General features: G+C 58.4%; 23 protein-coding genes. 21 read left to right on the top strand and 2 right to left on the bottom strand.

The window, feature by feature from the left end; genetic code table 11:
- Positions 1 to 42: 42 nt before the first annotated feature.
- From QY316_08095 to QY316_08075, 5 genes are all read left to right on the top strand, one after another.
- On the top strand, positions 43 to 1,221 hold the full coding sequence (locus tag QY316_08095; GenBank protein ID WKZ31883.1) for an FprA family A-type flavoprotein: 1,179 nt from the start codon (positions 43 to 45) through the stop codon (positions 1,219 to 1,221).
- 187 nt (positions 1,222 to 1,408) lie between these two features.
- A complete protein-coding gene (locus QY316_08090; protein ID WKZ31882.1) occupies positions 1,409 to 1,828 on the top strand; it encodes a secondary thiamine-phosphate synthase enzyme YjbQ in 420 nt (139 codons plus the stop codon).
- 6 nt (positions 1,829 to 1,834) lie between these two features.
- Positions 1,835 to 3,034: a nucleoside transporter C-terminal domain-containing protein gene (locus tag QY316_08085; protein ID WKZ31881.1), complete on the top strand. Its 1,200-nt coding sequence runs from the start codon at positions 1,835 to 1,837 to the stop codon at positions 3,032 to 3,034.
- Positions 3,035 to 3,100: 66 nt separating this feature from the next.
- Positions 3,101 to 3,640: a transposase gene (locus QY316_08080; GenBank protein ID WKZ31880.1), complete on the top strand. Its 540-nt coding sequence runs from the start codon at positions 3,101 to 3,103 to the stop codon at positions 3,638 to 3,640.
- Between the two features lie 287 nt (positions 3,641 to 3,927).
- A complete protein-coding gene (locus tag QY316_08075; GenBank protein ID WKZ31879.1) occupies positions 3,928 to 4,698 on the top strand; it encodes a PEP-CTERM sorting domain-containing protein in 771 nt (256 codons plus the stop codon).
- A 171-nt stretch (positions 4,699 to 4,869) separates the two neighbouring features.
- Here the strand turns inward: QY316_08075 and QY316_08070 are convergent, their stop codons facing one another.
- Positions 4,870 to 5,361 (bottom strand): GNAT family N-acetyltransferase, encoded by a 492-nt coding sequence (locus QY316_08070; GenBank protein ID WKZ31878.1) that lies wholly within the window; start codon positions 5,359 to 5,361, stop codon positions 4,870 to 4,872.
- A 34-nt stretch (positions 5,362 to 5,395) separates the two neighbouring features.
- Positions 5,396 to 6,532 (bottom strand): aminopeptidase, encoded by a 1,137-nt coding sequence (locus tag QY316_08065; GenBank protein WKZ31877.1) that lies wholly within the window; start codon positions 6,530 to 6,532, stop codon positions 5,396 to 5,398.
- 320 nt (positions 6,533 to 6,852) lie between these two features.
- Between QY316_08065 and QY316_08060 the strand changes: the two genes are divergently transcribed.
- From QY316_08060 to QY316_07985, 16 genes are all read left to right on the top strand, one after another.
- The gene (locus QY316_08060) at positions 6,853 to 8,313 is read left to right on the top strand and encodes a sigma-54 dependent transcriptional regulator (GenBank protein WKZ31876.1); all 1,461 of its coding nucleotides are present in this window, start codon (positions 6,853 to 6,855) and stop codon (positions 8,311 to 8,313) included.
- A gap of 231 nt (positions 8,314 to 8,544) precedes the next feature.
- The gene (locus QY316_08055; GenBank protein ID WKZ31875.1) at positions 8,545 to 10,842 is read left to right on the top strand and encodes a tetratricopeptide repeat protein; all 2,298 of its coding nucleotides are present in this window, start codon (positions 8,545 to 8,547) and stop codon (positions 10,840 to 10,842) included.
- Positions 10,843 to 10,849: 7 nt separating this feature from the next.
- On the top strand, positions 10,850 to 11,680 hold the full coding sequence (locus QY316_08050) for an ATP-binding protein (protein ID WKZ31874.1): 831 nt from the start codon (positions 10,850 to 10,852) through the stop codon (positions 11,678 to 11,680).
- Entirely contained in the window at positions 11,677 to 13,029 is a 1,353-nt protein-coding gene (locus tag QY316_08045; GenBank protein ID WKZ31873.1) for a sigma-54 dependent transcriptional regulator, read from the top strand. The genes QY316_08050 and QY316_08045 overlap by 4 nt, the downstream gene beginning before the upstream one ends.
- 165 nt (positions 13,030 to 13,194) lie before the next feature.
- The gene (gene flgB / locus QY316_08040) at positions 13,195 to 13,605 is read left to right on the top strand and encodes a flagellar basal body rod protein FlgB (GenBank protein ID WKZ31872.1); all 411 of its coding nucleotides are present in this window, start codon (positions 13,195 to 13,197) and stop codon (positions 13,603 to 13,605) included.
- Position 13,606: 1 nt separating this feature from the next.
- On the top strand, positions 13,607 to 14,035 hold the full coding sequence (gene flgC / locus QY316_08035) for a flagellar basal body rod protein FlgC (protein WKZ31871.1): 429 nt from the start codon (positions 13,607 to 13,609) through the stop codon (positions 14,033 to 14,035).
- Positions 14,036 to 14,062: 27 nt separating this feature from the next.
- Entirely contained in the window at positions 14,063 to 14,359 is a 297-nt protein-coding gene (gene fliE, locus QY316_08030; GenBank protein WKZ31870.1) for a flagellar hook-basal body complex protein FliE, read from the top strand.
- A gap of 3 nt (positions 14,360 to 14,362) precedes the next feature.
- Positions 14,363 to 15,949 carry a flagellar basal-body MS-ring/collar protein FliF gene (gene fliF / locus QY316_08025; protein WKZ31869.1) on the top strand — a complete coding sequence of 529 codons (1,587 nt, stop codon included), beginning with the start codon at positions 14,363 to 14,365 and terminating at the stop codon, positions 15,947 to 15,949.
- Complete coding sequence (gene fliG / locus QY316_08020; protein ID WKZ31868.1) at positions 15,949 to 16,956, top strand: flagellar motor switch protein FliG; 1,008 nt, start codon at positions 15,949 to 15,951, stop codon at positions 16,954 to 16,956. The genes fliF and fliG overlap by 1 nt, the downstream gene beginning before the upstream one ends.
- On the top strand, positions 16,943 to 17,572 hold the full coding sequence (locus QY316_08015; protein WKZ31867.1) for a FliH/SctL family protein: 630 nt from the start codon (positions 16,943 to 16,945) through the stop codon (positions 17,570 to 17,572). Before fliG ends, QY316_08015 begins: the two co-directional genes overlap by 14 nt.
- A complete protein-coding gene (gene fliI / locus QY316_08010; protein ID WKZ31866.1) occupies positions 17,553 to 18,878 on the top strand; it encodes a flagellar protein export ATPase FliI in 1,326 nt (441 codons plus the stop codon). The genes QY316_08015 and fliI overlap by 20 nt, the downstream gene beginning before the upstream one ends.
- Before the next feature lie 6 nt (positions 18,879 to 18,884).
- A complete protein-coding gene (gene fliJ, locus QY316_08005) occupies positions 18,885 to 19,337 on the top strand; it encodes a flagellar export protein FliJ (GenBank protein WKZ31865.1) in 453 nt (150 codons plus the stop codon).
- The gene (locus tag QY316_08000; GenBank protein ID WKZ31864.1) at positions 19,327 to 19,866 is read left to right on the top strand and encodes a hypothetical protein; all 540 of its coding nucleotides are present in this window, start codon (positions 19,327 to 19,329) and stop codon (positions 19,864 to 19,866) included. Before fliJ ends, QY316_08000 begins: the two co-directional genes overlap by 11 nt.
- A gap of 403 nt (positions 19,867 to 20,269) precedes the next feature.
- On the top strand, positions 20,270 to 22,156 hold the full coding sequence (locus tag QY316_07995; GenBank protein WKZ31863.1) for a flagellar hook-length control protein FliK: 1,887 nt from the start codon (positions 20,270 to 20,272) through the stop codon (positions 22,154 to 22,156).
- Positions 22,157 to 22,169: 13 nt separating this feature from the next.
- Complete coding sequence (locus QY316_07990) at positions 22,170 to 22,826, top strand: flagellar hook assembly protein FlgD (GenBank protein WKZ31862.1); 657 nt, start codon at positions 22,170 to 22,172, stop codon at positions 22,824 to 22,826.
- 59 nt (positions 22,827 to 22,885) lie between these two features.
- Positions 22,886 to 24,568 (top strand): flagellar hook protein FlgE, encoded by a 1,683-nt coding sequence (locus QY316_07985; GenBank protein ID WKZ31861.1) that lies wholly within the window; start codon positions 22,886 to 22,888, stop codon positions 24,566 to 24,568.
- The last annotated feature ends 31 nt before the right edge of the window (positions 24,569 to 24,599 follow it).

The following is a 24,599-nucleotide window of genomic DNA, read 5'->3' as shown; positions in this document are numbered from 1 at the left end:
TGTGATATGTATCGAATATCGTAACGCAAGGAAGGAGGACCGATGGAACCCAGGAAGATAACCGAAGGTGTTTTTTGGGCCGGGGCTGTCGACAGGGACCGGCGGCTCTTCGACTCCCTCATACCGCTCCCGGACGGGACGAGCTACAACGCCTACATCGTCGAGGGGACGGAAAAGACCGCGCTCCTCGACACCGTCGACCCGTCAAAGACGCACGAGCTCATGGCCAGGCTCGAAAAAATCGCGAAAATAGACTACGTGGTCGCGCACCACGCCGAGCAGGACCACTCGGGCGCGCTGCCCGCCGTGCTCGATAAGTACAGGGACGCGGTGGTCGTCGCAAGCCCCAAGGGCAGGGAGCTCCTTATAGACCACCTCCACATCGCGGAAGGCCGCGTGAGGACGGTCGCGGACGGCGAGAAGCTCTCCCTCGGAGGGAAGACGCTCGAGTTCATACACACGCCCTGGGTGCACTGGCCGGAGACGATATGCACCTTCCTCGAAGAGGACGGCATACTCTTCAGCTGCGACCTTTTCGGCTCGCACCTCTCGTTTTCAGGCATATATATCGAGGACGAACAGAAGGTATGCGAGGCCTCCAAGAGGTACTTCTCCGAGGTCATGATGCCCTTCAGGCCGACCATAAGGAAGCACCTGGAGCGCTTCGCGAAATACCACATAAAGACCATAGCCTCGAGCCACGGCCCGGTCTATAAAGACCCCCGGTGCATAATGGATTCGCACGCGGAATGGGTCTCGGACAGGGTAAGGAACAGCGCTGTCATCGCCTTCGCGACCATGCACGGCTCGACGGAGGCGCTTTCCGAGGCGCTTTCCGAGGCGCTCTGGAGGGATGGCGTGGAGGTCGAGGTCTTCAACCTCGCGCACGCGGACCTAGGGAAGCTCGCCATGTCGCTCGTGGACGCGGCGACGATAGTCATCGGCTCACCGACCGTGCTCGGCGGAGCGCACCCGCTCGCGGTCTCAGCCGCCTTCCTCGTGAACGCGCTAAGGCCAAAGCTCAGGTTCGCCTCCATCATCGGCTCGCTCGGCTGGGCCGGCAGGATGCCCGAGCAATTGACGTCGAACATGGGGAACCTCAAGGCCGAGATGCTTGCCCCCGTGCTCGTAAAAGGCAAACCGAGGGAAGCGGATTTCGCCGAGATAGAAAGGCTCGCCCGGGCCATAGCAGCGAAGCACAAGGAAGCCGGGCTGCTGTAAAGTTGTCGAGTTATCTTGACTTTCTCTTTTACATCGAGGAGCTGATATTTCTAATCCCCTCTCCCCTTGTGGGAGAGGCAGTCTCGTAGGGCGGGCATTGCCCGCCAAAAAATGGTGGGCTGTGCCCACCCTACCTGGCTTGAACCTGCCGCTTGCAGAGGTTCGGGTTCAATATAAGGGGGCGCGGATGAAATCATTCAGGAAGGAGCTTTTTTTCAACATCCCGGAGAGGGTCGGCTTCGTGAACATAACCCCGAACGTCGATGAATGCCTTAAAGAGAGCGGCATCAAAGAGGGCCTTGTCCTCGTAAACTCCATGCACATCACCTCGTCGGTCTTCATAAACGACGACGAGAGCGGGCTGCATAATGATTTCAGGAAGTGGCTTGAAAAGCTCGCCCCGCACGAGCCAGTCTCCGGCTACAGGCACAACGACACTGGCGAGGACAACGCTGACGCGCATCTCAAGAGGACAATCATGGGGCGCGAGGTCGTTGTCGCCGTAACCGGCGGAAGGCTTGACTTCGGCACCTGGGAACAGATATTCTACGGCGAGTTCGACGGCAGGCGGAGAAAAAGGGTGCTTGTAAAGATAATCGGGGAGTAGCCGCGTTTGGAGAAGCTTCTTGGCCTTGCAGGGCTTTTTGTATTCCTTCTTATAGCATGGGGCTTGAGCAGTTCACGCAAATCAATAAGCTGGAGGCTCGTCGCCTGGGGCGTTGGGCTTCAGGCCCTTTTCGCAGTCGTGATACTCAAGACAGGGCCGGGCCTTTTGGTCTTCGATTTCGCCCGCGTCGTGATGACGAGCGTCCTTGATTTTACGGACATAGGCTCGCGCTTCCTCTTCGGCAGCCTCACAACCGACTTGAACATCGGGGCGGTCCTCGCCTTCAAGGTGCTCCCGGTCATAATCTTCGTATCATCCCTCATGGGCATACTCTATTACCTGCGGGTCATCCAGCTCATAGTGGCCGGAATGGCCTGGGTCATGGAGCGGACCATGAAGGCCTCGGGCATTGAGGCGTTCATGGCCTCGGTCTTCGTCTTCATGGGCATAGAGGCCGTCTCAGGGGCAAGGGAATACTTCCGGCGCATGACCGCTTCGGAAGTGTTCGCGGTCATGACTGCCTTCATGTCAACGATAGCCGGGAGCGTCATGGCGGTCTACGCGAGCTTCGGCGCTAGCCCCGGGCACCTCCTTGCCGCGTCGGTCATGAGCGCGCCCGCTGCCCTGGTCATGGCGAAACTCATGCTGCCCGAGACTGAAAAGGGACGGGCAAAGGCCGAAGGGAATGCCGTTCTTTTCCGGAGCGGGGACTCGAACATAATAGAAGCCGCGGCGAACGGCGCATCCGAGGGCGTGAAGCTTGCCGCCACGATCGGAGCGATGCTCCTTGCCTTTGTCGCGCTCATCGGCATGGCAAACCACTTCCTCGGCCTTGCCGGGACGTCCTTCGAGGAGATATCTGGCTATGTGTTCACGCCGTTCGCCTTCCTCATGGGCGTGCCCTGGGAGGACTGCTTCAAGGTGGGCGAGCTTCTCGGCATAAAGATAGTCTTTAACGAGTTCATCTCCTACCAGCGGATGCAGGGGATGATAGAGGCAGGGGCCTTACAGCCGCGCTCAATCGCCATAGCCACATATGCGCTATGCAGCTTCGCGAATTTCGGGTCGATTGCAATTCTCATCGGCGGCATAGGCTCGATTGCGCCCGAGAGGAAAAAGGAGATTGCCCGCCTGAGCCTCAAGGCCCTCGCAGCCGGTGTGCTCGCGAGCTTCACGACCGCTACGATAGCGGGGATGCTGCTGTGAGTTAATCAAATGTAGGGTGCGCTCTGCGCACCATTCAATTCATTTTGTGGGGTTGCTTACGCCGACATGTCTGATTACAGAAGGGCGCGAGGTGGTAGCACATATTTTTTCACGGTCGTTACTTACATGCGCCAGCCTATACTGTGTCTTGATTATTCATTGAAGGCTTTCGAGGAGACGACTCGCGAGGTTAGGCGCGACAGGCCTTTCGAGCTAAAGGCATGGGTTGTCTTGCCGGACCATATTCATGCGATATGGGAGCTTCCGGACGGCGATTCGGATTTTTCGACCAGATGGGCCTTGATCAAAAAAGGATTCACAAAGAAGGTGAGCGGAAGCCTCAAGACCCCGCACCCGGATTCGTCGCGGATTAAAAGGAGAGAGGGGACGGTCTGGCAAAGGCGTTTCTGGGAGCACAAAATAAGGGATGATGCCGACCTCAGCGCCCATGTAGAATACATTCATTACAATCCCGTGAAACATGGGCTTGCTTCCGCCCCGAGGGAGTGGGTGTATTCGTCTTTCCGCGAATATGTCGAAAAAAGGCTTTACGCCCCGGATTGGGGCGGGGGTGTTGTCGAGTGCGCAGGCATAGGGGCGGAGTAAATAAGTTAGGACGGGCTGCGCCCGCCGGATTTAAATGGTGCGCACAGCGCACCCTACGAGACTGCGGATTGGGGTGGGGGCGTTGTCGATTTTGCCGGCATAGGGGCGGAATAAATAAGGTAGGGCAGGCTGCGCCCGCCGGATTTAAATGGTGCGCACAGCGCACACTACGAGAGTGCGCGTTTATCGTGTGGCAGCTCACAAATTGAAATTCCTGAAAAGTGTATTAGACTCTTTGTATGTACTTTCGATAATAATTGTTAATCCTCAATCAAAAAGGGGGGGGCATGAAGAGATTCATACTTGCGTTCTCTGTTTCTTTTATGGCTTTGTCAGGCACCGCATTCGCGCTTCCGCAGAATTTTGGTTTTGAAACGGGGGATACTACCGGCTGGACGGAGACTTATCCGCAAAACTTTGGCAAAATTGATGTTGTGGCTGACTGGACCGGTCAGAGCACTATTGCGGGTGCTTCAGAAAGGTGGACTGCAACCTATAAGCCTGTTGAGGGCAATTACTTCGCAGTCCTTGAAACGGGTGAGCCTGATAGAGATTTTACCATGCTCTCTCAGAGAGTTTCTTTAAACAGAGGCGACAAGCTCGAAGGCTGGGCTACTTTTTGTTGCGGTTCAGAAGTATATTATCCGTATCAGCCTATTGATGCGGATAATTATAATGATTATGCCTTAATTAGTATCTTGAACAGTCAAGGCAATATTGTAGATGTGCCTTGGTACGCTGATTCCTTTGATATAGGTTATCGTGTGACAACATCCGAAGGTCAAGCGATGGGTGAAATTAATAAAATTGCTGATTTTGGGCCACTCCCATGGGAACACTGGAGTTGGACTGCGCCTGCGCCGGATAGTTACACTCTTCAATATAAAGTAACCCAAGGAACTGATGCTGTAGGAAATAGCTATGCCTTTTTTGATGGTACAAAGAAAAAGGCGGCCGTCCCTGAGCCATCGTCAATGATTCTGCTTGGACTGGCCGGTGCCGGCGTGTTTGCGGCACGCCGTTTCTCTCAGCTAAATACTGGAAATCGACTTGCGTAAAAAGCCATAGTCAATTGCGCTTACTTAAATGGGCGTGCTTTATGAAGCCCGGCAGAAATGCAAACATGGGGGGGGTGGCGTATGCCACCCCCCCCCAACTTATTTCAGCTGGTAAGTTGGGGGGCGCAGCGTAACCCAACTCAAATGATGCGCACGGCGCACCCTACGGAACTAATCCCTTCCCCGCACCATTAGTACGCACCTGCCGCTCTCCGGGTCATCGAACTCCCTTTCCCGCCTGAACCCTGCCTTTTCAAACGCCCTTATGGATGCCGTGTTCCATATCGATGTTTCGCCTATTACGAATGGAACGTCAGGGTCAGAAAGAGCCTTTTCGGCCACGAGCCTTATGGCGGCGGTGCCGACGCCTTTTCCGGTAGTCTCCTGCTCGCCTACCATTACGTCCATGTCGATTACGCTGGTTGGTATCTCATGAAGCCCGGCCCCGTCGAGCTCCGCCCGCGTCGGGTGCTGCCAGAGTATGAGACCGACCTTCCGCCCGTCGGCTTCTATTATCGCCCTCCGGGTCTCCGGCTCCGGTTCGCGGAGGAGCCGGATGTTTTTAGCTGGTTCGCCCCAGAACCGTATCACATGCTCCGAGCGAAACCATTTTTCGATAAGAGGCAGGTCCGCGTTCCCGACCTCGGCAAGGCGCACTTTCATGGGCGTTAGAGCGGCAGCCCTGCCGAAAATGGGCTCACCTTATTCCCTCCGCCTCAAACCTCGGCTCCCCGTCGATTAAAAGCTCTATCTTCTCCTCTCCTTTTATTACCTCAAGGTTGGGCCTGAAGAAGATGAAGTCCTGGTGGAAGGGCACGCTCACCTTTCCCCCGAACGACGAGTTGTCGCCGAGCGCGATATGCACGGTGCCGAGTATCTTCTCTGTTTCAAGGATGTTGTCCGGCCTCGACGCTTTCTCGTTCGTGCCTATGCCGAGTTCCGCGATGTTGCCGCAGAGCGGGTTCGCCTCTATCCTCTCCCTTAGCTTCCTTGAGAAGTCGTCAGTCCCGACCACCTCGACAACAAGTCCTTTTTTTACCACCAGCTCGACAGGCTTATGGAGCCGCCCCGTCGGCGCCCATTCGAGTATGAGGACCCCCTCGGCTGTCCCTTCCACAGGCGCAAGGAAGGCCTCGCCTGCCGGGAGATTGCCGAACGAGCCGCGCTCAACGAGTATTCCTGTATCTGGCTTGGCGTCCCGTCCCTTTATCGAAAAACTTATAGATGTGCCGTTATGCGATGTGATTACAGCCGTATCAGCGCCCGACATCATCCGGGCAAGCCTGATGGTCCGCCTCTCGACCTCTTTCCAGTCGGCGGTCATGGAGCCGTCGAGCATCTCGCGCTCGAATAGCGGCATGCTCGCGTAGCGCGTCCCCATTACCCTCGTAAGGAGGTCCCTGAACCTGGTATGCGAGGTAGAGTAGTTCGAGAGGGCGATGACCGCGTCAGGGGACTCGGCAAGCTCCCTTATTACGCCTTCGGCCTCGGCGAGGTCCCGCGGCTTGGCCTCTTTTTTCAATATCTTTTCGAGCAGGCATTTTCTTTCAAGCTCCCTTACCGCCGCGCCCCCGAAGGCCGCCTCCCACAGGGACTTTGGGGGCTCCTTGCCGTGGCTTCCGGCAGCCTGGAACTCGAAATAGGCGGTCCTGCAGAGGGCGCTCCCTATTTCGGCGGCCTCTTTCGCAAGTGGCACGAGGGCTTCCCGTTTCTTCCGCTCTTCAAGCGGCACCGCATCAGGGTCTTCGATGAGGTCGGTAAAGACCAGCACTTCCTCGTCCTTTTGCACCCCCAGATTTACCGTAAAAATCTTTTTTATCGCTTCGTCGGGCATTTCCGTCCTCCCATCTCCATTGCCATTGAATCCGATGGCAATCAGTACCATCAATATATCATCGGCAGGCCTTTTGTCAATTTCGGGCTATCTCTGAAAAATGATTATTTTTCCTGATCTCTGTGTCAGGGCGGAACTAAAAATGCTCACATATTGCATACCGGCCTTCCTTGATTGCGGGAAAATCTCTAATTTTTAGAGGTAGCCTTTGGTCATTAACATGCCCCTTGTTCAAAATATTGACATGGGTTGTGAGTTGTTCTATAATGCGTGCCAAAATACAAGCCCGTCCATGCACCAGCATCTGGAGCGAACCGTTCATGAGCTGTAATATCCTACTCGTTGAGGACGAGGAATCAGTCCGCGAATCCCTTAAGGAAATCCTCGAGATGAACGGGTACAGCGTCATTGCCTCGCCCACAGGCGAGGAAGGCATTGAGCTTGCCCGCAAAATCGAATTCGACATAGTCCTTTCAGACCTCATGCTCCCCGGCATGAGCGGAATCGACGTGATCCGCTCCGTAAAGTCCGCATCCCCTGATACCGCCTGCATAATCATAACCGGCAACCCGTCTATTGAGAGCACGGTAGAGGCCATGAGGCTCGGCGCCTTCACCTATCTTGAAAAGCCGGTCATCGGCAAGGACAAGCTCCTTGTGACGCTTGAGAAGGCGGCGGAGGTCCGAAATAACGCGAGGCAGGCCAGGGAGGTCCCTTTACTGAAGGAAGAGAACTCCAAGCTCAGGGACGAGCTCAAGAAAACCTGCACGACCGCGATCCTCGGCACGAGCCAGGAGATACAGAGGATACGGGACATCATAGACAGGATAGCCGACACGGACTCGACGGTACTCATACTCGGCGAGAGCGGCACCGGCAAAGAGCTCGTGGCCAGGGCCCTGCATTACGGAAGTTCGAGGAAGAACAAGCCCTTTGTGCCCATAAACTGCGGGGCCATACCCGAGGACCTCCTTGAAAGCGAGCTCTTCGGCTATGAGAAAGGCGCGTTCACCGGCGCCATAGCCACGAAGATAGGCAGGTTCGAGGCCGCCAACGACGGGACCGTTTTCCTCGACGAGATAGGGGACATGAGCCCGGGCCTTCAGGTAAAGATACTACGGGTCCTCCAGGAGAAGGAGTTCGAGAGGGTCGGCGGCAGGAATACCATCAAGGTCGACGTAAGGGTCGTTGCCGCGACCAACCAGGACCTTGAAAAGGCGGTCGCGGAGAAGAAGTTCAGGAACGACCTCTACTACAGGCTGAACGTCATCCCGGTTAACCTTCCGCCCTTGAGGGAAAGGAATGAGGACATACCGGTCCTCGTAGACCATTTCATTGAAAAGATATCCACCCGGAAGAGGAAGAAGATAAGGGGGACCGCCACGGACACCATGAGGCTTCTTGCGGCATACGACTGGCCGGGGAACATCCGGGAGCTCGAAAACCTGATAGAGAGGCTCGTGGTGCTCAAGGAGGACGGCAGCTCCATCACCCTGCGCGACCTGCCTGACAAGATACGCCAGGCTAAACTCGAAGGCTTCACCCTGAGCGCAGGGTCAGTCAACCTCTCCGACAAGGGCATAGACTTCAACGTGGCTGTCGACAACTTCGAGAAGGAGCTCATAATCTCGGCCCTCCAGAGGGTGAACGGCATAAAGAAGAAGGCCGCCGAGTACCTGAACCTCAACAGGACCACCCTCATCGAGAAGATGAAGAGGAAGGGGCTTCTTGAGCAATTCGATTCAGCTGAGGCCGCTGAAAATGAGTTCGCCGGGTCATGAATTTGACGTTCATTGGCCCCGGCCACCTGAAAACACCCGCATAGACCTGCCAACCAAGGCGGGAATCGCTTGATAGGCCGTCTCATCTTAAATTCCCAACCGGCTGAAATATTTAGATAAATAATCCTCCTTCCTATCTCCTCATACAATCTCTGCCTCTGGCTGGCATGGTAGTTGCAAAAAGCCTTACCCGGTAACCACACCCATGCCATGAGAATATTCTTCGCTATATTGATATCCATCCTTTCTGTCCCGCTGTGGTCGTCTGTTGAAGCGGCTGAGATAGTCGCCATCCGCGCTTCCGAGCAGGACGACTTCCACAGGCTTACCCTCGTTTTCTCCGAAAAAGTCGATACCGGCGTGTCGAGGAAGGGCGACAAGCTATTCGTCCGCATGAGGGACATAAGGGCCGGCGTAATGAGCAACTTTCCTTCGACCGGGTTTTTCAAGGTGAACGGTTTAAGCCGCGGCTCCGACCCCTCGGGCGTCTTCGCGATGCTCGAGTTGCAGGTGACTGAGGGGGCAACAGTCCGTCATTCCATGCAGTCCGATCCATTCAGGCTGATGGTGGACGTATACCCGCCGTCAGCCCCCGAGGAAAAAGATTTTCAGGAAGAACGGAGGACGACGGTCGAGGCCCAGTTCCTCAAGCCCCATTCCTCGAAGCTCGTTGCCTTCAACGATTCATGGAGGTGGGTCTACAGGAACAAGGCCGTTGAAATGCTCAAGCCCGAGCTATACGGCGACCCGGTATCCGGGGCGTTCAGGGGCGTGCTGGGGCTTGAGCCCGGAAATGACAGGTTCCTCGATGAGGCCGTGAAGGCCGCATCGGAGCACAGGAAGAAGGGTGAGCACGGGAAGGCAGGCGCATTGAACGCCGTAATCGACTTCGCCGGCGGAAAGACGGCCCCCCACGAGCTCGATATGGCTCTAAGGTCCAACCCCGACCCTCTCTATTCGCGGCTCGGCTATTTCGTGCTGGGCGACCATTTTGAGCGGAAAGGCTTTTATCCCGAAGCAGCCGGCAAGTTCTCGCGCGCAGCCGAGGGAGAGGACAATCCCGTCAAGGGCGAGGCCCTATTCAGGAAGGCGCGCATATTCTTTTTCGAAAGGAAATACGCCGAGGCCAAGGAACTCTTCAGGGCCTCGCTGGAAGCGGGCTATAAGGGCGCAGGGCTGTGGCTTGCGAACACGGCGCTCATTAAAGGAGAGATCGAGAGCGCGTGGACGCTATACAGGGAAAACGCCGCTTCTGCCGCTCTTGACGGCATATCGAGGCTCAGCCTCGGCGACATGCACCTCACAAGGGGCGATTACGCCGAGGCCCGGAGGATATATCGCGAGATGAGCGCCGGGTATCCGGCGGACGGGTTCATAGGCGTATTCCTGTTGCTCAAGGAGGGCGACACGCTCCTTGCGGAAGGCAGGGCAAAGGAGGCGCTCCAATTATACATAGGCGCAAAGGGGAGGTTTACTGGCGAAGTGTGGGCAATGGCAACGCTCTCGCTCGCTGACGCCTACTTCCTTTCAGGTGAGGCCGGGCCGCTCGAGGAGGCAGAAAGGCTCTACGGGACTGTTGCCGCCGGCGGCTTCGCGGCCTCCGAGATAACGGCGCTCAAGCTCCTCTCGGCCAGGATACGGCTCGGAAAATTCGAGGAGGGCTATGCCTCCTTCAAGGCGTTCAACAGCAAATACCCGCTCAGCATCTACAGGCAGGACATGGGCCTCCTTTCGTCGGTCCTTTTTTACGAATGGCTGGACTCACTTTACAAAAAGGGCGACCACCTCGCTGTGGTAAAGCTATTCCTCGACGTCCCTCTCGCCGCGCCTTTCGGCAAAAAGGCAGAGACCTACCTGAAGGTCGGAAAGTCGTGCATGGCCGCGGGCCTGAGGAACGAAGCCGTCAACATGCTCGACAACGCCGTCAAGCTCGGGAGCGGACAGGTTACCGAGGAGGCGATGATGGCGCTCATCCGGGTCTATATCGAGCAGAAGGACACTGGCTCGGCGGAAAGGATGCTCAAGGCCTTCAGGGCGAAGTTTCCGGCGAACGGCAGGGCCGCCGAGATACGGGAGCTTGAAACGCTCATAGCATTCGAAAAGGGGGAGTACGGGAAGGTCTCGCGCGAAAAGGCCGTGGACAGGCCCGGGGCCGTCCTCATGAAAGCCGAATCGAGCTACCGGGCCGGACTGACGGGCCAGTCGGCCCCGCTCTTCGAGAGCGCGGCAAAAGGGTTCAAGGCCGAGGGGAACGAAAGCGAGGCCTCAAGGTCGTTCATCAAGTCCGCCGACGCCCTCTTCGAGGCCGGTAACTTCGCGCGGGCTGCCGAGGCGTACAGGCAGGCCATAAGGCACATGGATGAAAAAGAGACAGCGGACAGGTCCTGGGCGCTCTACAGGATGGCCCAGTGCTACGGAAGGCTAGGCCGCGCCGATGACAAGGCGTCGGCGCTCAGGGAGCTTGAAGCGCTTGGCGGCGAGCTGGCCCCGTGGTCCGAAGCCATAATGATGGACCCGGCAGGCATTTAAAGGAGGCATGATGACCACGCAGGTACCGATCGAGCTCCTGAACGACGCTTTCAACGTCTTCAGGGACGCTTCCAAAAAACTCGAGCAGCAGTACTCGCTCCTGGAAACCAGGATAGAGGAGCTGAACGCGGAGCTCGCGGAGAAGAACAGGGCCATAGAGCGGTCGAGGAGGCTCGCGGCAATGGGCGAGATGGCCGCAAGGATAGCCCACGAGATACGGAACCCGCTCGGCTCGATGGCCATATTCGCGACCCTCCTTGAAAGGGAGCTCGCGGACGTGCCTGACAGGGCGAAGCTCGCGGAGCATATCAGCAAGGGCATAAAGACCCTCGACAACCTACTTTCGAACATGCTCCTCTTTGCCGGCGCGCCCGAGGCGAAGCTCAAGCCGGTAGAGCTCAATGACATAGTGGACGACGCCATACTCCTTGCAGGGGACAGGGGGAAGGCCGGGGTGGAGATACGGGCCTCCTACAAGGGCCGGAAGCGCGTCATGGCCGACCCGAACCTCTTGAGGCAGCTATTCCTTAACCTCGTCATAAACGCGCTCGACGCGGTCGAGGAAGACGGCCGTATCGGAATAAGCGTCGATACCGAAACGGAAGAAGGCAGCGTGGTAATAAAGGTGAGCGACAACGGCAGGGGCATCCCGCGCGAACAGATAGACAGGATATTCGACCCGTTCTTCTCCACTAAGGAGAGGGGCACAGGCCTCGGCCTCGCGATAGTCTCCGCGGTCGTTGACGCGCACATGGGCCGCCTGGACGTACGGTCGGAGCCGGGCAAGGGGACGACGTTCACGCTCGGGATCCCGGCGGGAAGGGAGTATCTGTCATGAAGAGGGTGCTTGTGGTCGACGACGAAGCGGGAATGAGGATAGCCATAAACGAGGCGCTCTGCCGGAAGGGCTATGAGGTGGAGCTTGCCGAGGATGGCAGGGAGGCGCTTAAGAAACTCCCCCGGGGCTACGGAATGGTCATAAGCGACGTGAACATGCCGGGCCTCGGCGGCATGGAGCTCCTGCGCGAGGTGAAGAAGTTATCCCCCCATGTGCCTGTCCTCCTCATAACCGCGTTCGGAACGGTCCAGAAAGCGGTCGAGGCTGTAAAGGAAGGAGCGGTGGACTTTATCCTTAAGCCCTTCAGCCTGCAATCGCTCGAAGAGACGGTCGAGAAGGCCTTCAGGATGAGGGAGGGCATATCCGGATTCGAGACCAGGGGAAAGAATATGCTCGCAAGGGCCCCGGTCATGCAGAAGGTGGTCTCAATGGCAATGGTCGCCGCTGCGAGCGACGCGACCGTCCTCATATCCGGCGAGAGCGGAACGGGGAAAGAGCTGCTAGCCCGCTTCATACACGAGAACAGCCCGAGGCGGAAGATGCCCTTCGTGGCAGTAAACTGCGCGTCCATCCCCGAGGGGCTCCTTGAAAGCGAGCTTTTCGGCCATGAGAAAGGGGCGTTTACGGGGGCCCATGCCCTCCGGCAGGGCAGGTTCGAGCTTGCGGACAAGGGCACCATACTCCTTGACGAGATAAGCGAGATGGACATAAAGCTGCAGGCCAAGCTGCTGCGCGTCATCCAGGAAAAGGAAGTCGAGAGGGTGGGCGGGAGCTCGCCCGTGCCCCTGGACATCAGGATAATAGCAACGACCAACAGGGACATGAAGAAAGAGGTAAGGGAGGGCCGCTTCAGGGAAGACCTCTACTACCGCCTCAATATCTTCCCGCTTACGCTCCCGCCGCTACGCGAGCGCGGCGAGGAAGTAGAATTCCTTGCGGAGCATTTCATAAAAAAGTTCAGCGCCAAGTACGGCAGGCGCCTTGAAGGGGTGTCCCCTGAGGCGATGGAGCATATAAAAAGATGCGAATGGAGGGGCAACATAAGGGAGATGGAGAATACCCTTGAGCGGGCCGTCCTCCTTGCTGAGGGCAGGACGCTCGAGGTCGAGCACATACTCGTGTCTCCTGAATCTTGCCGTAGTGAGGCCCAGGAGGATTGCCCTGTTGACAGGAAACCTGATGACGGCGGCGCCAATTTAATGACGCTCTGGGAGATGGAAAAGGGGCTCATAACCCGCACGCTCGGCGAGGTCGAGGGAAATAGGACCCAGGCGGCCAGGATACTCGGCATCTCGGTAAGGACCCTAAGGAATAAACTCAAGGAATATGGGCAGCTTTTGCCGGGGTAGGAAAAATTTTCCCGAAGCCTTCATTCCCCTGGGCCCGGGGAGATCATGGGGATTGATGGCTGGATGTGTTTGGTATGGCATTTGCAAATGTTTTGCTATTAAGGTGCCATCAAGTTCAATCCGCTGACCAAAATCAGCCTTTTTTCATAAGACAGGGGTAAAGACATGCCGACAGGCCTATTCGATAGCAAGGCAATAACGGTCCTCACCAATTCCATGGACTTGAGGGCCGCAAGGCACAAGCTCCTGACATCAAACATCGCGAACCAGGAGACCCCCGGCTACAGGGCCGTGGACATCAACTTCGAGGACGAACTGAGAAGGCGGGAGGGCGGCGCCCCTTTCGTCGATCTCGCGAGGACCAGCCGGGGGCACATGACCGGCTACTACGGCTCGTCCGCGCCGAGGGTGCTCGACAGGGCGACAGACCTGCCCGGCTTTGACGGGAACTCGGTCGGCATCGAGGCCGAGATGGCGAGGCTTTCCGAGAACACGCTCATGTACACCGTCTCGTCAAGGCTCCTCAAGGGCAAGTTCAACGGGCTGATGAACGCGATAAAGGAAGGAGGCAGATAACATGTCGGATCTATTCTCCGTGGCGGCCTCGGGCATGGAGGCCCAGAGGCTCAGGATGAACCTAATTGCGAGCAACCTCGCTAACGTCGAGACCACCAGGACCGCGAACGGCGGTGCCTACAGGAGGAAGGACATAGTCTTTGCCGCCGAGAACCGGAATGATTTCGGGAGCCTGCTGAAGGAGGCCTCCTCCGCATACAATACCAAGGTGAAGGTGGCGGGGATAATCGAGGACGCCAGGCCCCTGAAATACGTATACGACCCGGCCCATCCGGACGCCGGAAGGGACGGGTATGTCGCTTTCCCGAACATCAACGTGGCCGAGGAGATGGTAAACATGATAGCGGCATCGAGGAGCTACGAGGCTAACGTGACCGCCTTCAAGGCGACGAGAGAGATGGCTTTAAAGGCGCTTGAGATAGGCCAGTAACGGAAGCTTCAAAAAAGGAGAACGGAAATGGTCGATTCGATAAAAGGCGCGCTCAGCGCGGAGTTGAACTCGCTCGGCAAGGCGACGACAGAAGCCGCCTCCGGCACCGGTTTTTCAGACGTCCTCAAGCAGTCGATCGAGAGCGTAAACAAGCTCCAGAGCGACGCCGACCAGGCCATACAGGGGCTCGCCTCCGGGCAGGTCAACAACATACACGATACGATGATAGCCATAGAGAAGGCCAGCCTGTCTTTCAACCTCATGCTCCAGGTCAGGAACAAGCTTGTCCATGCGTATGAGGAAGTAATGAGGACGCAGGTGTAACGGATGGAAAAGCTCCTCCAGGACCTGAAGAAGTTCGTGGGACAGAGGCCGGCCATTGTGCTCGCCTCTGCAGCGGCAATCATAGCCGCGGTGGTGGTCCTCATACTATGGAACCAGGGGCCGGAGTACCAGACCCTCTACACCCAGCTCTCGGACGAGGACGCAGGCTCGGTCATCGAGCGGCTGAAGGAGAAGCGGGTCCCCTACAGGGTGGACGGCGGTACGATAAGCGTGCCGGCGGACAAGGTGTACGAGACCAGGATGGAGCTTGCCGGAGAGGGGCTTCCCCAGGGCGGCGGCGTGGGCTTCGAGATATTCGACAAGACGTCCTTCGGCATCACCGATTTCGTGCAGAAGGTCAACTACAAGCGGGCGCTCCAGGGCGAGCTCGCGAGGACCGTAACGCAGATAAAGGAAATAGAGAGCGCCCGGGTCCACCTCGCGCTACCCGAAAAGGGAGTCTTCCTCGACGACCAGAAAAAGGCTCGCGCGTCGGTAATAGTGAAGCTCAGGGCCGGCAAGGAATTGAGCCGCGGCCAGGTGAGCTCCATAGTTCACCTCGTGGCGAACAGCACCGACAACCTCAAGCCCGAGGACGTCGCGGTGGTCGACACTTCCGGGAGGATGTGGACGAGGGAGGCCGGCGACGATGACGCCTTGATGCTTTCGGGCACGCAGCTCGAGTACAAGAGGTCCATCGAGAACCATTTCGAGCAGAGGCTCCAGAGCATGCTCGAGAAGGCGGTGGGCGCGAACAGGGTCGTGGCCAGGGTCGCGGTCGAGGTGGACACGCGGCACGTGGAGAGGACGGAAGAGAGGTTCGACCCCGACGGCCAGGTCGTGAGGAGCGAGCACAGGAACAAGGAAAAGAGCATAGGCGGAACTGCCCCGGTCGGCATACCCGGCGTCCTCTCGAACCTCCCCGAGACCGCGGTCGAGATACCCCAGGTGGCCGCGACACCAGCCCAGACCCAGAGGCAGGACGAACTCATCAACTATGAAATAAGCAAGGTCACGAGCCGCGTGGTCGAGCCCGTAGGTTCGCTCAAGAGGCTCGCGGTCTCGGTTCTGGTGGACGGCACATACCAGGCGGTAAAGGACGCCGATGGGAACGAGACGACGGCCTACTCGCCGAGGACCGACGAGGAGCTCTCGAAGTTCACCGAGATGGTCAAGGCCGCCGTAGGCTACGAGGAATCGAGGGGCGATACCGTCGTCGTCGTCAGCACGCCTTTCGAGCAGGCCGGGGCCGGGGCGGCGGCTGCCGCGTTCGAGGCCGCCGGCGGACCCGATGATTATATACCGCCCCACCTCGTGCCGGTTCTCATCAAGTACGGTACCGTGGTCCTGATAACCCTTTTCATCCTGCTCTTCGTCGTGCGTCCCCTCATCAAGAGGGTCACGAAGGAAACCATGGCGCTCGAGGAGATCCAGAGGAGGATGCCGCAGGTACTTACAGCGGGCGGCGCCGAGCTGAGCGAATCCGCCGTCAGCGCCGACAGGGACTCTATCGACAGGCTCAAGAAGACAGTGAAGGAGAACCCTCAGCAGGTGGCTATGGTCCTCAAGAACTGGATAAAGGAGAAGTGATGGCCAAGGAGCCGAGGCTTACGGGGCCGGAGAAGGCCGCCGTCCTCCTCATGAACATCGGCGAGGAGCTTGCGAGCGAGGTCTTCAAGTTCATGACCCCCTCGGAGATGCAGCTCCTTGGCGGCATGATGGTCAGGAAGGAGTCCGTTTCTCTCCAGATGGGGAGGCACGTCGTGGGCGAGTTCATAGAGATACTCGACAAGGGGGAGCTCTTCGTCGAGGGCATCGAGTTCACGAGGAACGTGCTCGTAAAGACGCTCGGCCCGGAAAGGGCCCAGTACATACTCGACCAGATAACCAGGGAGATGGGCGGCGGGGGCATAGAGTCCCTCAAATGGATGGACCCCGCGATTGTCGCCAATATAATAAAGGACGAGCACCCGCAGATAATAGCCCTGATACTCGCGCACCTCGACGCGGACAGGGCAGCCATGGTGCTCCTTAACATCCAGAACGAGAGGCTCAGGGGCGAGGTCATGCTGAGGGTTGGGAACCTGAAGAGGATACCCCAGGCTGCGGTAAGGGACCTCGAGGCGCTCATAAGCGAGCAGATGCTCTCTGCCGAGTCCAGCCAGGGCGCGTCTGTCGAAGGCGTGAAGCTTGCCGCCGAGATACTGAACCAGGTGGATTCGAAGGCGGAGGGCGATATAATAGACGCGATAGAGAAGGCGAGCCCGGATCTCGCCATGCGCATACAGGAAAAGATGTTCGTCTTCGCCGACCTCATGGAGGTCGACGACAGGGGCCTGCAGCTCATCATAAAGGAACTCAGCGGCGACGTACTCTGCCTCGCCCTCAAGGCCGCGGACGAGGCCATCAGGGAAAAGTTCCTCGGCAACATGTCCGAGCGCGCCTCAGAGATGCTCCTCGAGGACATGGAGGCCAAGGGCCCCGTGAAGCTTTCGGAGGTGGAGAAGTCCCAGCAGGAGATAATAAAGATAGCGAGGAGGCTCGAGCAGGAAGGGAAGCTCGTAAGGTCCGGAAGGAGCGGGGATGTCCTCATCTAACATCATAAGGAACAGGGCCGTCAGGATAATGTCCGAGCCCTTCACGCTCGTCTCCGGCCAGGAAACGCAGCAGGAGGAGAAGACCGAGGATGTCGGCAGCCGCCTGGAGGCCCTGGAGAGAGAGGCCTACGAGAGGGGCTTCAGCGCCGGCGAAAAGGCCGGGTTCGAATTCGGCCTTAAAAAGGCCGAGGTCCATTTCAGCGGCCTCGAGGGGCTTGTAAGGGATCTCGTATCGTTCAGGGAATCGCTCTACGCCGAGTGCGAAAGGGAGATTACAGCCCTCGCGCTGGCCATAGCCGTGAAAGTCGTCCAGAGGGAGGTTGAAATCAATCCGGACGGGGTCCTCGAATGCGTCAAGTCCGCGCTCAGGGCGGTCGCTGCAAGCGGCGAGGTCACGATAAGGGTAAACCCGAAGGAGTTCGAAGTCGTCAACAACTTCAGGCCCGAGCTCATGAGGCTCTGCGGCGGCCTGAGGGGTTTGAGCGTCGAGCCCGACGAGCTAGTCCAGAGGGGAGGCTGCCTCGTGTCCACGAGCTGCGGCGAGATAGACGCGACGATCGCGTCCATCTCGGAGGAAATAGAGGCGAAGCTAAAGGATGCATACGCGCGCGATTGAATATCTCCGAAGGCAGAGGAATGCCGTCGGGGAGATAAACCCCGTGAGGGTGCACGGCAGGGTCACGAGGGTAGTCGGACTCGTGATGGAAGGGCTCGGTCCCGGGTCTTCGGTCGGCGAGTTCTGCCACGTGTACCCGAAGGACGGGCACGAGCCCATCCAGTGCGAGGTCGTCGGTTTTTCGGATGACAAGATACTCCTCATGCCCCTCGGGGAAGTAAGGGGCATCGGGCCGGGCAGCAAGATAGTATCGAAAAGGGTGAGCGCATCGGTCAAGGTCGGGCCGGGGCTTCTCGGGAGGACCCTTGACGGGCTCGGCTCCCCCCTTGACGGGCTCGGCTCCTTCGAGGCCGAAACCGAATACCCTCTTTATTCGACCCCTCCGAACCCGCTTTCGAGAAAGAGGATAGAGGAGCCGCTCAACGTCGGCATAAGGGCGATAAACAGCGTCCTTACCGTGGGCAAGGGGCAGAGGATAGGCATCTTCGCCGGAAGCGGCGTTGGAAAAAGCGTACTCATGGGCATGATGGCCCGGAATACCGAGGCCGACGTGAACGTCATCGGCCTCATAGGCGAGAGGGGCAGGGAGGTAAAGGAGTTCATAGAGAAGGACCTCGGCGAGGAGGGCCTTAAAAGGTCCGTGCTGGTGGTCGCGACCTCCGACCAGCCGCCTCTCCTCCGGATGAGGGCGCCGATGGTGGCGACTGCCATAGCCGAGTATTTCAGGGACCAGGGCAAGAACGTCCTCCTCATGATGGACTCGATATCGCGGTTCTGCATGGCCCAGAGGGAGATAGGACTTGCCATTGGCGAGCCGCCCGCCACAAAAGGCTATCCGCCCTCGGTTTTTGCGCATTTGCCGAGGCTCCTTGAGCGGGCCGGCACCTCCGAGGGGAAGGGGAGCATAACTGGTTTTTACACTATACTCGCCGAAGGAGACGACGTGAACGATCCTGTCGCCGACGCCGCGAGGGCGGTGCTCGACGGCCACATAGTCCTTTCGAGGGAACTCGCCCACCAGGCGCATTACCCCGCGATAGACGTACTTTCGAGCATAAGCAGGGTAATGAACGACATCGTGAACCCCGAGCACAGGAAGGCGGCCACGCGGCTGCGCTCAGTGCTCTCGACCTACAAAAAGGCGTACGACCTCATAAGCATAGGCGCGTACAAAAAAGGGAGCGACCCTGCCGTGGACCATGCAATAGAGGTCATAGACAAGGTGAACGCTTTCCTCAGGCAGGACATATCTGAAGGGGTGGGCTATGACAACAGCCTGCAGGCGCTGTTCGCCCTCCCGGCTTAGAGGCGCATGAAAAAGTTCACCTTCACGCTTGAGCCGCTATTCAACTACAGGCAGAGGCTGGAAGACCTCTGCCGGAAGGGTTTCGAGGAGGCCCTCGGCCTCCTAAAGGAAGAGGAAAGGAAGATAGAGCGCCTTAGGGAGCTCTACAGGCAGTCGAGCGCGGAGATAGACTCGCTTAAGGAGAAGGGCGAGTCCCCGGGAGATCTCGACCTTCATTACTCGTATGTCGACGGGCTTAAAAAGCATATAGCAGACCAGGAGAGGATATTGAGGGAGGTCAACCTGCTCGCCGAGAGGAAAAGGGGCGAGCTGGTCGAGGCTTCCAAAAACAGGAAGGTCATAGAGGCCTTCAAGGACAAGTCGCTGGAATCGTACAATAAAGAGGCCAGGCGCAGAGAACAGAGGGAGTCCGACGAGCTCGTGACATTGAGGTACGGGAGGAACGGCGATGAAAAATAGGGTGCGTGTGCAAATGCTCGCCGGGGTATTCACGGCATTTGTCCTTATATTCGGGTGGTATGGGGTCATAGCCTCGCCGGTGCTCGCGAGCCAGCCAGCGGAGGGCGGGGCCCCCGGGCAGCCGGAGCCTTTCGTGACCGCGCCCGAAAGGTCGCTCATAGCCGCGATAAACAGGAAGGAGAAGGAGCTCGAAGCCCGGGAAGAGGCCCTCAGGGCAAAGGAGGCCAGGCTCGAGGCGATAAAGGCCGACATGGAAGCCAGGTCAGCGGAGCTCAGGAAGGTCCATCAGGACATCGAGGCAATGGTCAGGAAGATAAACGAGGCCCGCGAGGAAAGGATAAGGCGGATCGTAAAGATATACGAGACGATGAACCCCGAGGAGGCCGCGCCGAGGCTCGAGGGGCTCGACAATGACATGGCCGTGATGATACTTTCCTCGATGAACGAAAAGAAGGCTGCGAAGCTCCTGGAGTTCGTAAGCGTGGACAAGGCCGTGGAGCTGAGCAGGATGTTCAGGGCCAAAAAATAAGGCAACCTCTAACAGGCTGCTGAAAAAGTCCATCTGCGTCGTTGTCTTCGTCGCTCGTCACTGCGGCGTACACGAAAAGTACGCCTCATTCCTCGCTCCTCGACGCCTCGCACCTGGAGCTTTTTGAGCAGCCTGAATAAAAACGGAATTTTTCAGCAAGCTGCTAAAAATTAATCTTTTCCCCGGTGAGCGGGGCGGCTAAGCCGCCCTTTTTTTTTTACGCTGGCCCCATCTGGCCAGCGAAAAACCGGCCAGCGGAAAAAGCTGCCCGCCGAGCCGGGAAAAAGATTCCTACCCAGGATGAACTTCCCCGCTCCTTCCAGTCTCGCTCCTTCTTTTTATATTGAAAATCGGACATTTGAACGTCCATTCTGTTTGGCACGCGGGTTGCTATAACGCTATTGTGAACGACCGAAAGGTGGAGCAGGTGAACATACCGTTTCTTTCGATATTTGGACCGGCATTACCCGAGCCGGGCACGGAGACAGCAGCCGGCGTAAAGGCGGCTTCCACCGGCGGAGAATTCATGTCCCTCATGGAAACGTACCGTAATGGGATGGTGTTCGCGGACAACTCCGGCGACGTGCATGCCGAGGCCGCAAAAGCCCAGGAGACCGTCATGTCCGGCGCTCTCCATACAGGAAGGCAGATTCACGATGGGTCCGGGCCCGAGGATGTCTCGGCAGGCCCGGCGGACCTCCTGCACCAGGCAAATTACATTCCCGCTAAGTTCTTTAAAGGCAGCGAGCCTCAGACCGAGGCGGTAAAAAACAATATACAGCTCCTTGAGCCCGCGCATTACGAAGGCTCAAATGATCCGGAAGGCAAAGGCTCAGGTTTTGTGGCGGACTCCCAGAAGGAATTCAAAGCCCAGGGCCTGGAATATGCCGCTTTCCCGGCATCCCGTCCGATTGCCGCCAATGAAGTAAAGGTGACACAGCCGGGTAACGGCCTTGCAGGAAGCGATGCGCCGACTGAAGCGGCGGTGCCGAGTGTCCGTCAGTATGGTCATGGCAATGCCAAAGCCGATATCAATGTGCCCGGCCCGGCTGTGCCTGTTTCAGAAGCTCAGGCCGGGCGTGACAGGGCCGTTCATTCAGAGGACGCCGGGCCGGCAGAAGACGCCAGGCCGGCAGCTTCAGAAGAAGGCGAAAGGATTGCCGGGCATTTCGAAAGAGCTCCGTATCAAGCAATCAAGGAGCCGGTATTGGCAGCCCGCGGCGAGACGCACGCGGATGCAGCCGTCTCCGGGAGCACCTGGACGGCTCAAGGCTCAGAGTCAGCCGCGGGCTCCGGAAGTGGTGAAAGGGTGCGGGCAGTTCCGCCTGAGACGCCGTCAGCCGATGGCCGGGTCACCGGGAACGGACCTGACAAGACGGGACAGATGCCCTTGCCGGAAGAGGATATGGGCAGCGCGGAAAGGCCGGGGATTGAAGTTTCAGGTAAAGAGCCGGACGCAGCGGACAATATCGCTCCAAGGCTCTCTCAAAAGACAGAAAGCCTGCATGCCGGGATGGGTCCTCTGCATGGCAGTTCTCCCAGGCCCGTCGCTGTTGCCGTTGAAAACGGGTTGCAAAAAGACATCGCGAACGGAGTGCCTGCCGCACGGACTGACGCTTACGTCGATTCCAATGGCCAGGAAGGCGCTGACGCGCCCCAGGCCGAAGGCGCCAATGAGTTTTCCTTGAAGGATGCCGGCGAGACCGGATTGAAGCTCGACCTCTCGCAGGACGGGGACGGCGGGCGGCCGGAGGCGGAACCTGACGCCCAGAGGCCCGCTCACGGGGCGCTCCCGGGGGCCGCTTTCAGAAACCTTGTCGATTCGGCCTCGGCTTACAGGCCCGAGCCCCAGGCATACCCGGTTGAGATGGGGAAGCAGCTCGATGAGGTCCTCCGCATCTCGGTCCGGAACGGCGGGGGCGAGGTCAGGATGAAGCTCAACCCTGAAAGCCTCGGCGAGCTCTCGATACGGCTCAGCATAAGCAATGGCGCTGTAACTGCCGAGATAACCGCCGAGAGCCACGAGGCCAAGGCGCTCCTGGAGGCAAACTCCTCCATGCTAAAAGACTCGCTGGCGCAGCAGGGGCTTGTGCTCCGCGAATGCGTGGTAAGCGTGAGTTCCAGGGTTGACGCCGGCCTGCCGGAACGGAGGGAAGGCCTCTTCGAGGAGCGCCGGGAGGAGGCCCGCGGGAGCGGCAGCGAAGGGAAGGACGGACGGAAGAGCGGCTACGACGGGAGCAGCCAAAGGAAGTATCAACCCGCTTACGGCGGCATAGACCTTTTTGCCTGAGAGGTGAAAGAGAATGGTTTCTAATGTAGGAGTATACGGTTCGTCTACGGGACTCAACAGGACAAGGGCCGAGGAGGCGATGGGCAAGGACGCGTTCCTTAAGCTCCTTGTCACGCAGCTCCAGAACCAGGACCCGCTCAACCCCATGGAGAATACCGAGTTTGTTGCCCAGCTTGCGCAGTTCAGCTCGCTCGAGGGGATACAGAACCTGAATTCAACCATGACGGGCATGGCCGGGAGCCTTGGCGCCCTGAGCGACATGGGTTCCGCCGGGCTCATCGGCAGGATGGTCAAGGCGGAGGCGGACGTTTTCGAGCGCGTTGCCGGACAGGAGCACGGCATCGGCTTCGAGCTCGGCTCCGCGTCAAGCTCGACGCAGCTTACTATCAGCAACGAATACGGCCTGGCGGTAAGGACTTTCGACCTCGGCCCCCTGCCCGCGGGCGAGCACGAGATCGTCTGGGACGGCACCGACGGCAGCGGCTCACAGCTTCCCCCCGGAAAGTACTCCTTCTCGGTCGGCGCCAGGGGCTCCAACGGCTCGGCAATCGGGGCCGCGAGATATCTCCTCGGCTTCGTTACCGGAGTCAACCTCTCCGAAGCCGGAGGCTCAAGCCTCTACGTGAACGGTACACCAGTCAAAAAGGAAAGCATAAAGGAAATATATTAGTAACTGACTGGCGCTTAAGGGCGCCGAAAAACTCAAGGCAACCAAAGGAGGAAGTGAATATGCAGTCAGCTCTCTATACCGGAATAAGCGGCCTGAACGCGAACATGTCCAACCTCTCGGTAATCGGCAACAACATCTCAAACGTCAACACCGTGGGCTTCAAGGGGAGCAGGGTCACGTTCGGCGACGTCCTGAGCCAGACCCTTTCAGGCGGCGGCGGCACCAACCAGATAGGCCTCGGAGTCGTCATGAGCAGCATCCAGAAGGTCTTCACCCAGGGCGCCTTCGAGAGCACCGGGAACGCCCTCGACCTCGCAATAAGCGGCAACGGGTTTTACATGGTGAACGACCCAGTGCTGGATACCAGGTACTATACCAGGGCAGGCCAGTTCTCGACCGACAAGGAGGGCTTCATAGTGAACCCCGAGGGCATGCGCCTTCAGGGCTACATGGCAAACGCCGCCGGCACCTTCCAGAACTCGATATCTGACATACAGCTTGCGACCAGGATAATTACCCCGAGCGCGACGACGAGCGCGCTCCTGAACGCGAACCTCGACTCGAACGCGCCGATAACCGGCTTCGTTTTCACTACCGGCGTAAACGACGAGCTCACCTTCGACATAGGCGGCACCGCCTATACCAGGAGCCTCGTGACCGACGGCGGCCTCATATCCGGCGCCGCCGCGACCGCCGACCAGGTAAACGCCGCGGTAAGGGCCGTCCTCCAGGGCGCGGCGAGCGGAAATACCTATACCGTTTCCTACGACGACCAGACCGGCATGTTCACCATAGCAAATGACGCTGGCAATACCGGCACCCTCGATTTCGACATGGTCTCGTCGAGCGCCGGTTCGCTCCTCGGATATACTGCCAACCCCGGCGCGCCCCTTGCAGCCGACGGTTCGAGCTATACCTCCGACGCGGCGGGCGGCGCCTTCGACCTCGCGAACGCCGGTAACACCTCCAACTTTTCCGTTCCGCTCACGGTCTACGACACCCTCGGTAACGACCATACAGTCACCATGTTTTTCAGGAAGGAGTCGCTCGGGAGCATCGGCAACACATGGCAGTGGTTCGCGGTGGTTGACGGGAGCGAGTCTCTGACCGGCGAAACCGAGATACAGGCCCAGGGCAGGGTCACCTTCGATTCGAGCGGCGCGCTCCATTCCGAAGACCCCATTGATTATACCCATTACTCGGTCAGCAACCCCGCTGGCACGCCGGCGACCGGGTTCGACTTTACCGGCGGGGCAGGCGGCGGGCAGACCATAGCCTTCGACTTCGGAGCCAGCATAACCGAGGGCGGAACAGGCACCAACGGCACCACCCAGTACGCCACCGCCTCGGGCGTATCCAGGCTTATACAGGACGGCTACTCCTCGGGCACGCTCCAGAGGATAGCCATCAACCAGGACGGCGTCATACAGGGCATATTCACGAACGGCAGGGCCCTCAACCTCGCGCAGGTGCTCCTGGCCGATTTCCCGAGCCCCACCTCCCTTTCGAGCGCCGGCATGAACCTCTACTCCGAGACCTTCGACTCGGGCCAGCCCCTTATCGGCACGCCCGGGACCTCGGGGATGGGGCTTGTCCAGTCCGAGACCCTTGAGCTTTCGAACGTCGACCTCGCAAGGGAGTTCGTGAACATGATAACCGCCCAGCGCGGCTTTCAGGCCAACTCCAAGATAATAACGACGACCGATGAGCTCCTTATGGAACTCGTGAACCTCAAGCGTTAACACAGGTCATGAAGGGCGGCGGCTCAGGCCG

The sequence above is a fragment of the Thermodesulfobacteriota bacterium genome (assembly GCA_030583865.1).
Lineage (GTDB): Bacteria > Desulfobacterota > GWC2-55-46 > GWC2-55-46 > GWC2-55-46 > UBA5799.
The sequence above is the reverse complement of the archived record's forward strand: the minus strand, read 5'-3'. Positions and strand labels throughout refer to the sequence as shown.

Coding starts and splice junctions, on each gene's coding strand:
- QY316_08045 (WKZ31873.1), top strand. CDS start 11,677: ATGAAGAGGGTGCTTGTGGTCGACGACGAAGCGGGAATGAGGATAGCC.
- fliE (WKZ31870.1), top strand. CDS start 14,063: ATGGTCGATTCGATAAAAGGCGCGCTCAGCGCGGAGTTGAACTCGCTC.
- flgB (WKZ31872.1), top strand. CDS start 13,195: ATGCCGACAGGCCTATTCGATAGCAAGGCAATAACGGTCCTCACCAAT.
- QY316_08060 (WKZ31876.1), top strand. CDS start 6,853: ATGAGCTGTAATATCCTACTCGTTGAGGACGAGGAATCAGTCCGCGAA.
- QY316_08080 (WKZ31880.1), top strand. CDS start 3,101: ATGTCTGATTACAGAAGGGCGCGAGGTGGTAGCACATATTTTTTCACG.
- fliF (WKZ31869.1), top strand. CDS start 14,363: ATGGAAAAGCTCCTCCAGGACCTGAAGAAGTTCGTGGGACAGAGGCCG.
- QY316_08090 (WKZ31882.1), top strand. CDS start 1,409: ATGAAATCATTCAGGAAGGAGCTTTTTTTCAACATCCCGGAGAGGGTC.
- QY316_08065 (WKZ31877.1), bottom strand. CDS start 6,532: ATGCCCGACGAAGCGATAAAAAAGATTTTTACGGTAAATCTGGGGGTG.
- QY316_08070 (WKZ31878.1), bottom strand. CDS start 5,361: ATGAAAGTGCGCCTTGCCGAGGTCGGGAACGCGGACCTGCCTCTTATC.
- QY316_08015 (WKZ31867.1), top strand. CDS start 16,943: ATGTCCTCATCTAACATCATAAGGAACAGGGCCGTCAGGATAATGTCC.
- QY316_08050 (WKZ31874.1), top strand. CDS start 10,850: ATGATGACCACGCAGGTACCGATCGAGCTCCTGAACGACGCTTTCAAC.
- flgC (WKZ31871.1), top strand. CDS start 13,607: ATGTCGGATCTATTCTCCGTGGCGGCCTCGGGCATGGAGGCCCAGAGG.
- QY316_08000 (WKZ31864.1), top strand. CDS start 19,327: ATGAAAAATAGGGTGCGTGTGCAAATGCTCGCCGGGGTATTCACGGCA.
- fliJ (WKZ31865.1), top strand. CDS start 18,885: ATGAAAAAGTTCACCTTCACGCTTGAGCCGCTATTCAACTACAGGCAG.
- QY316_07985 (WKZ31861.1), top strand. CDS start 22,886: ATGCAGTCAGCTCTCTATACCGGAATAAGCGGCCTGAACGCGAACATG.
- QY316_07990 (WKZ31862.1), top strand. CDS start 22,170: ATGGTTTCTAATGTAGGAGTATACGGTTCGTCTACGGGACTCAACAGG.
- QY316_08075 (WKZ31879.1), top strand. CDS start 3,928: ATGAAGAGATTCATACTTGCGTTCTCTGTTTCTTTTATGGCTTTGTCA.
- fliI (WKZ31866.1), top strand. CDS start 17,553: ATGCATACGCGCGCGATTGAATATCTCCGAAGGCAGAGGAATGCCGTC.
- QY316_08095 (WKZ31883.1), top strand. CDS start 43: ATGGAACCCAGGAAGATAACCGAAGGTGTTTTTTGGGCCGGGGCTGTC.
- fliG (WKZ31868.1), top strand. CDS start 15,949: ATGGCCAAGGAGCCGAGGCTTACGGGGCCGGAGAAGGCCGCCGTCCTC.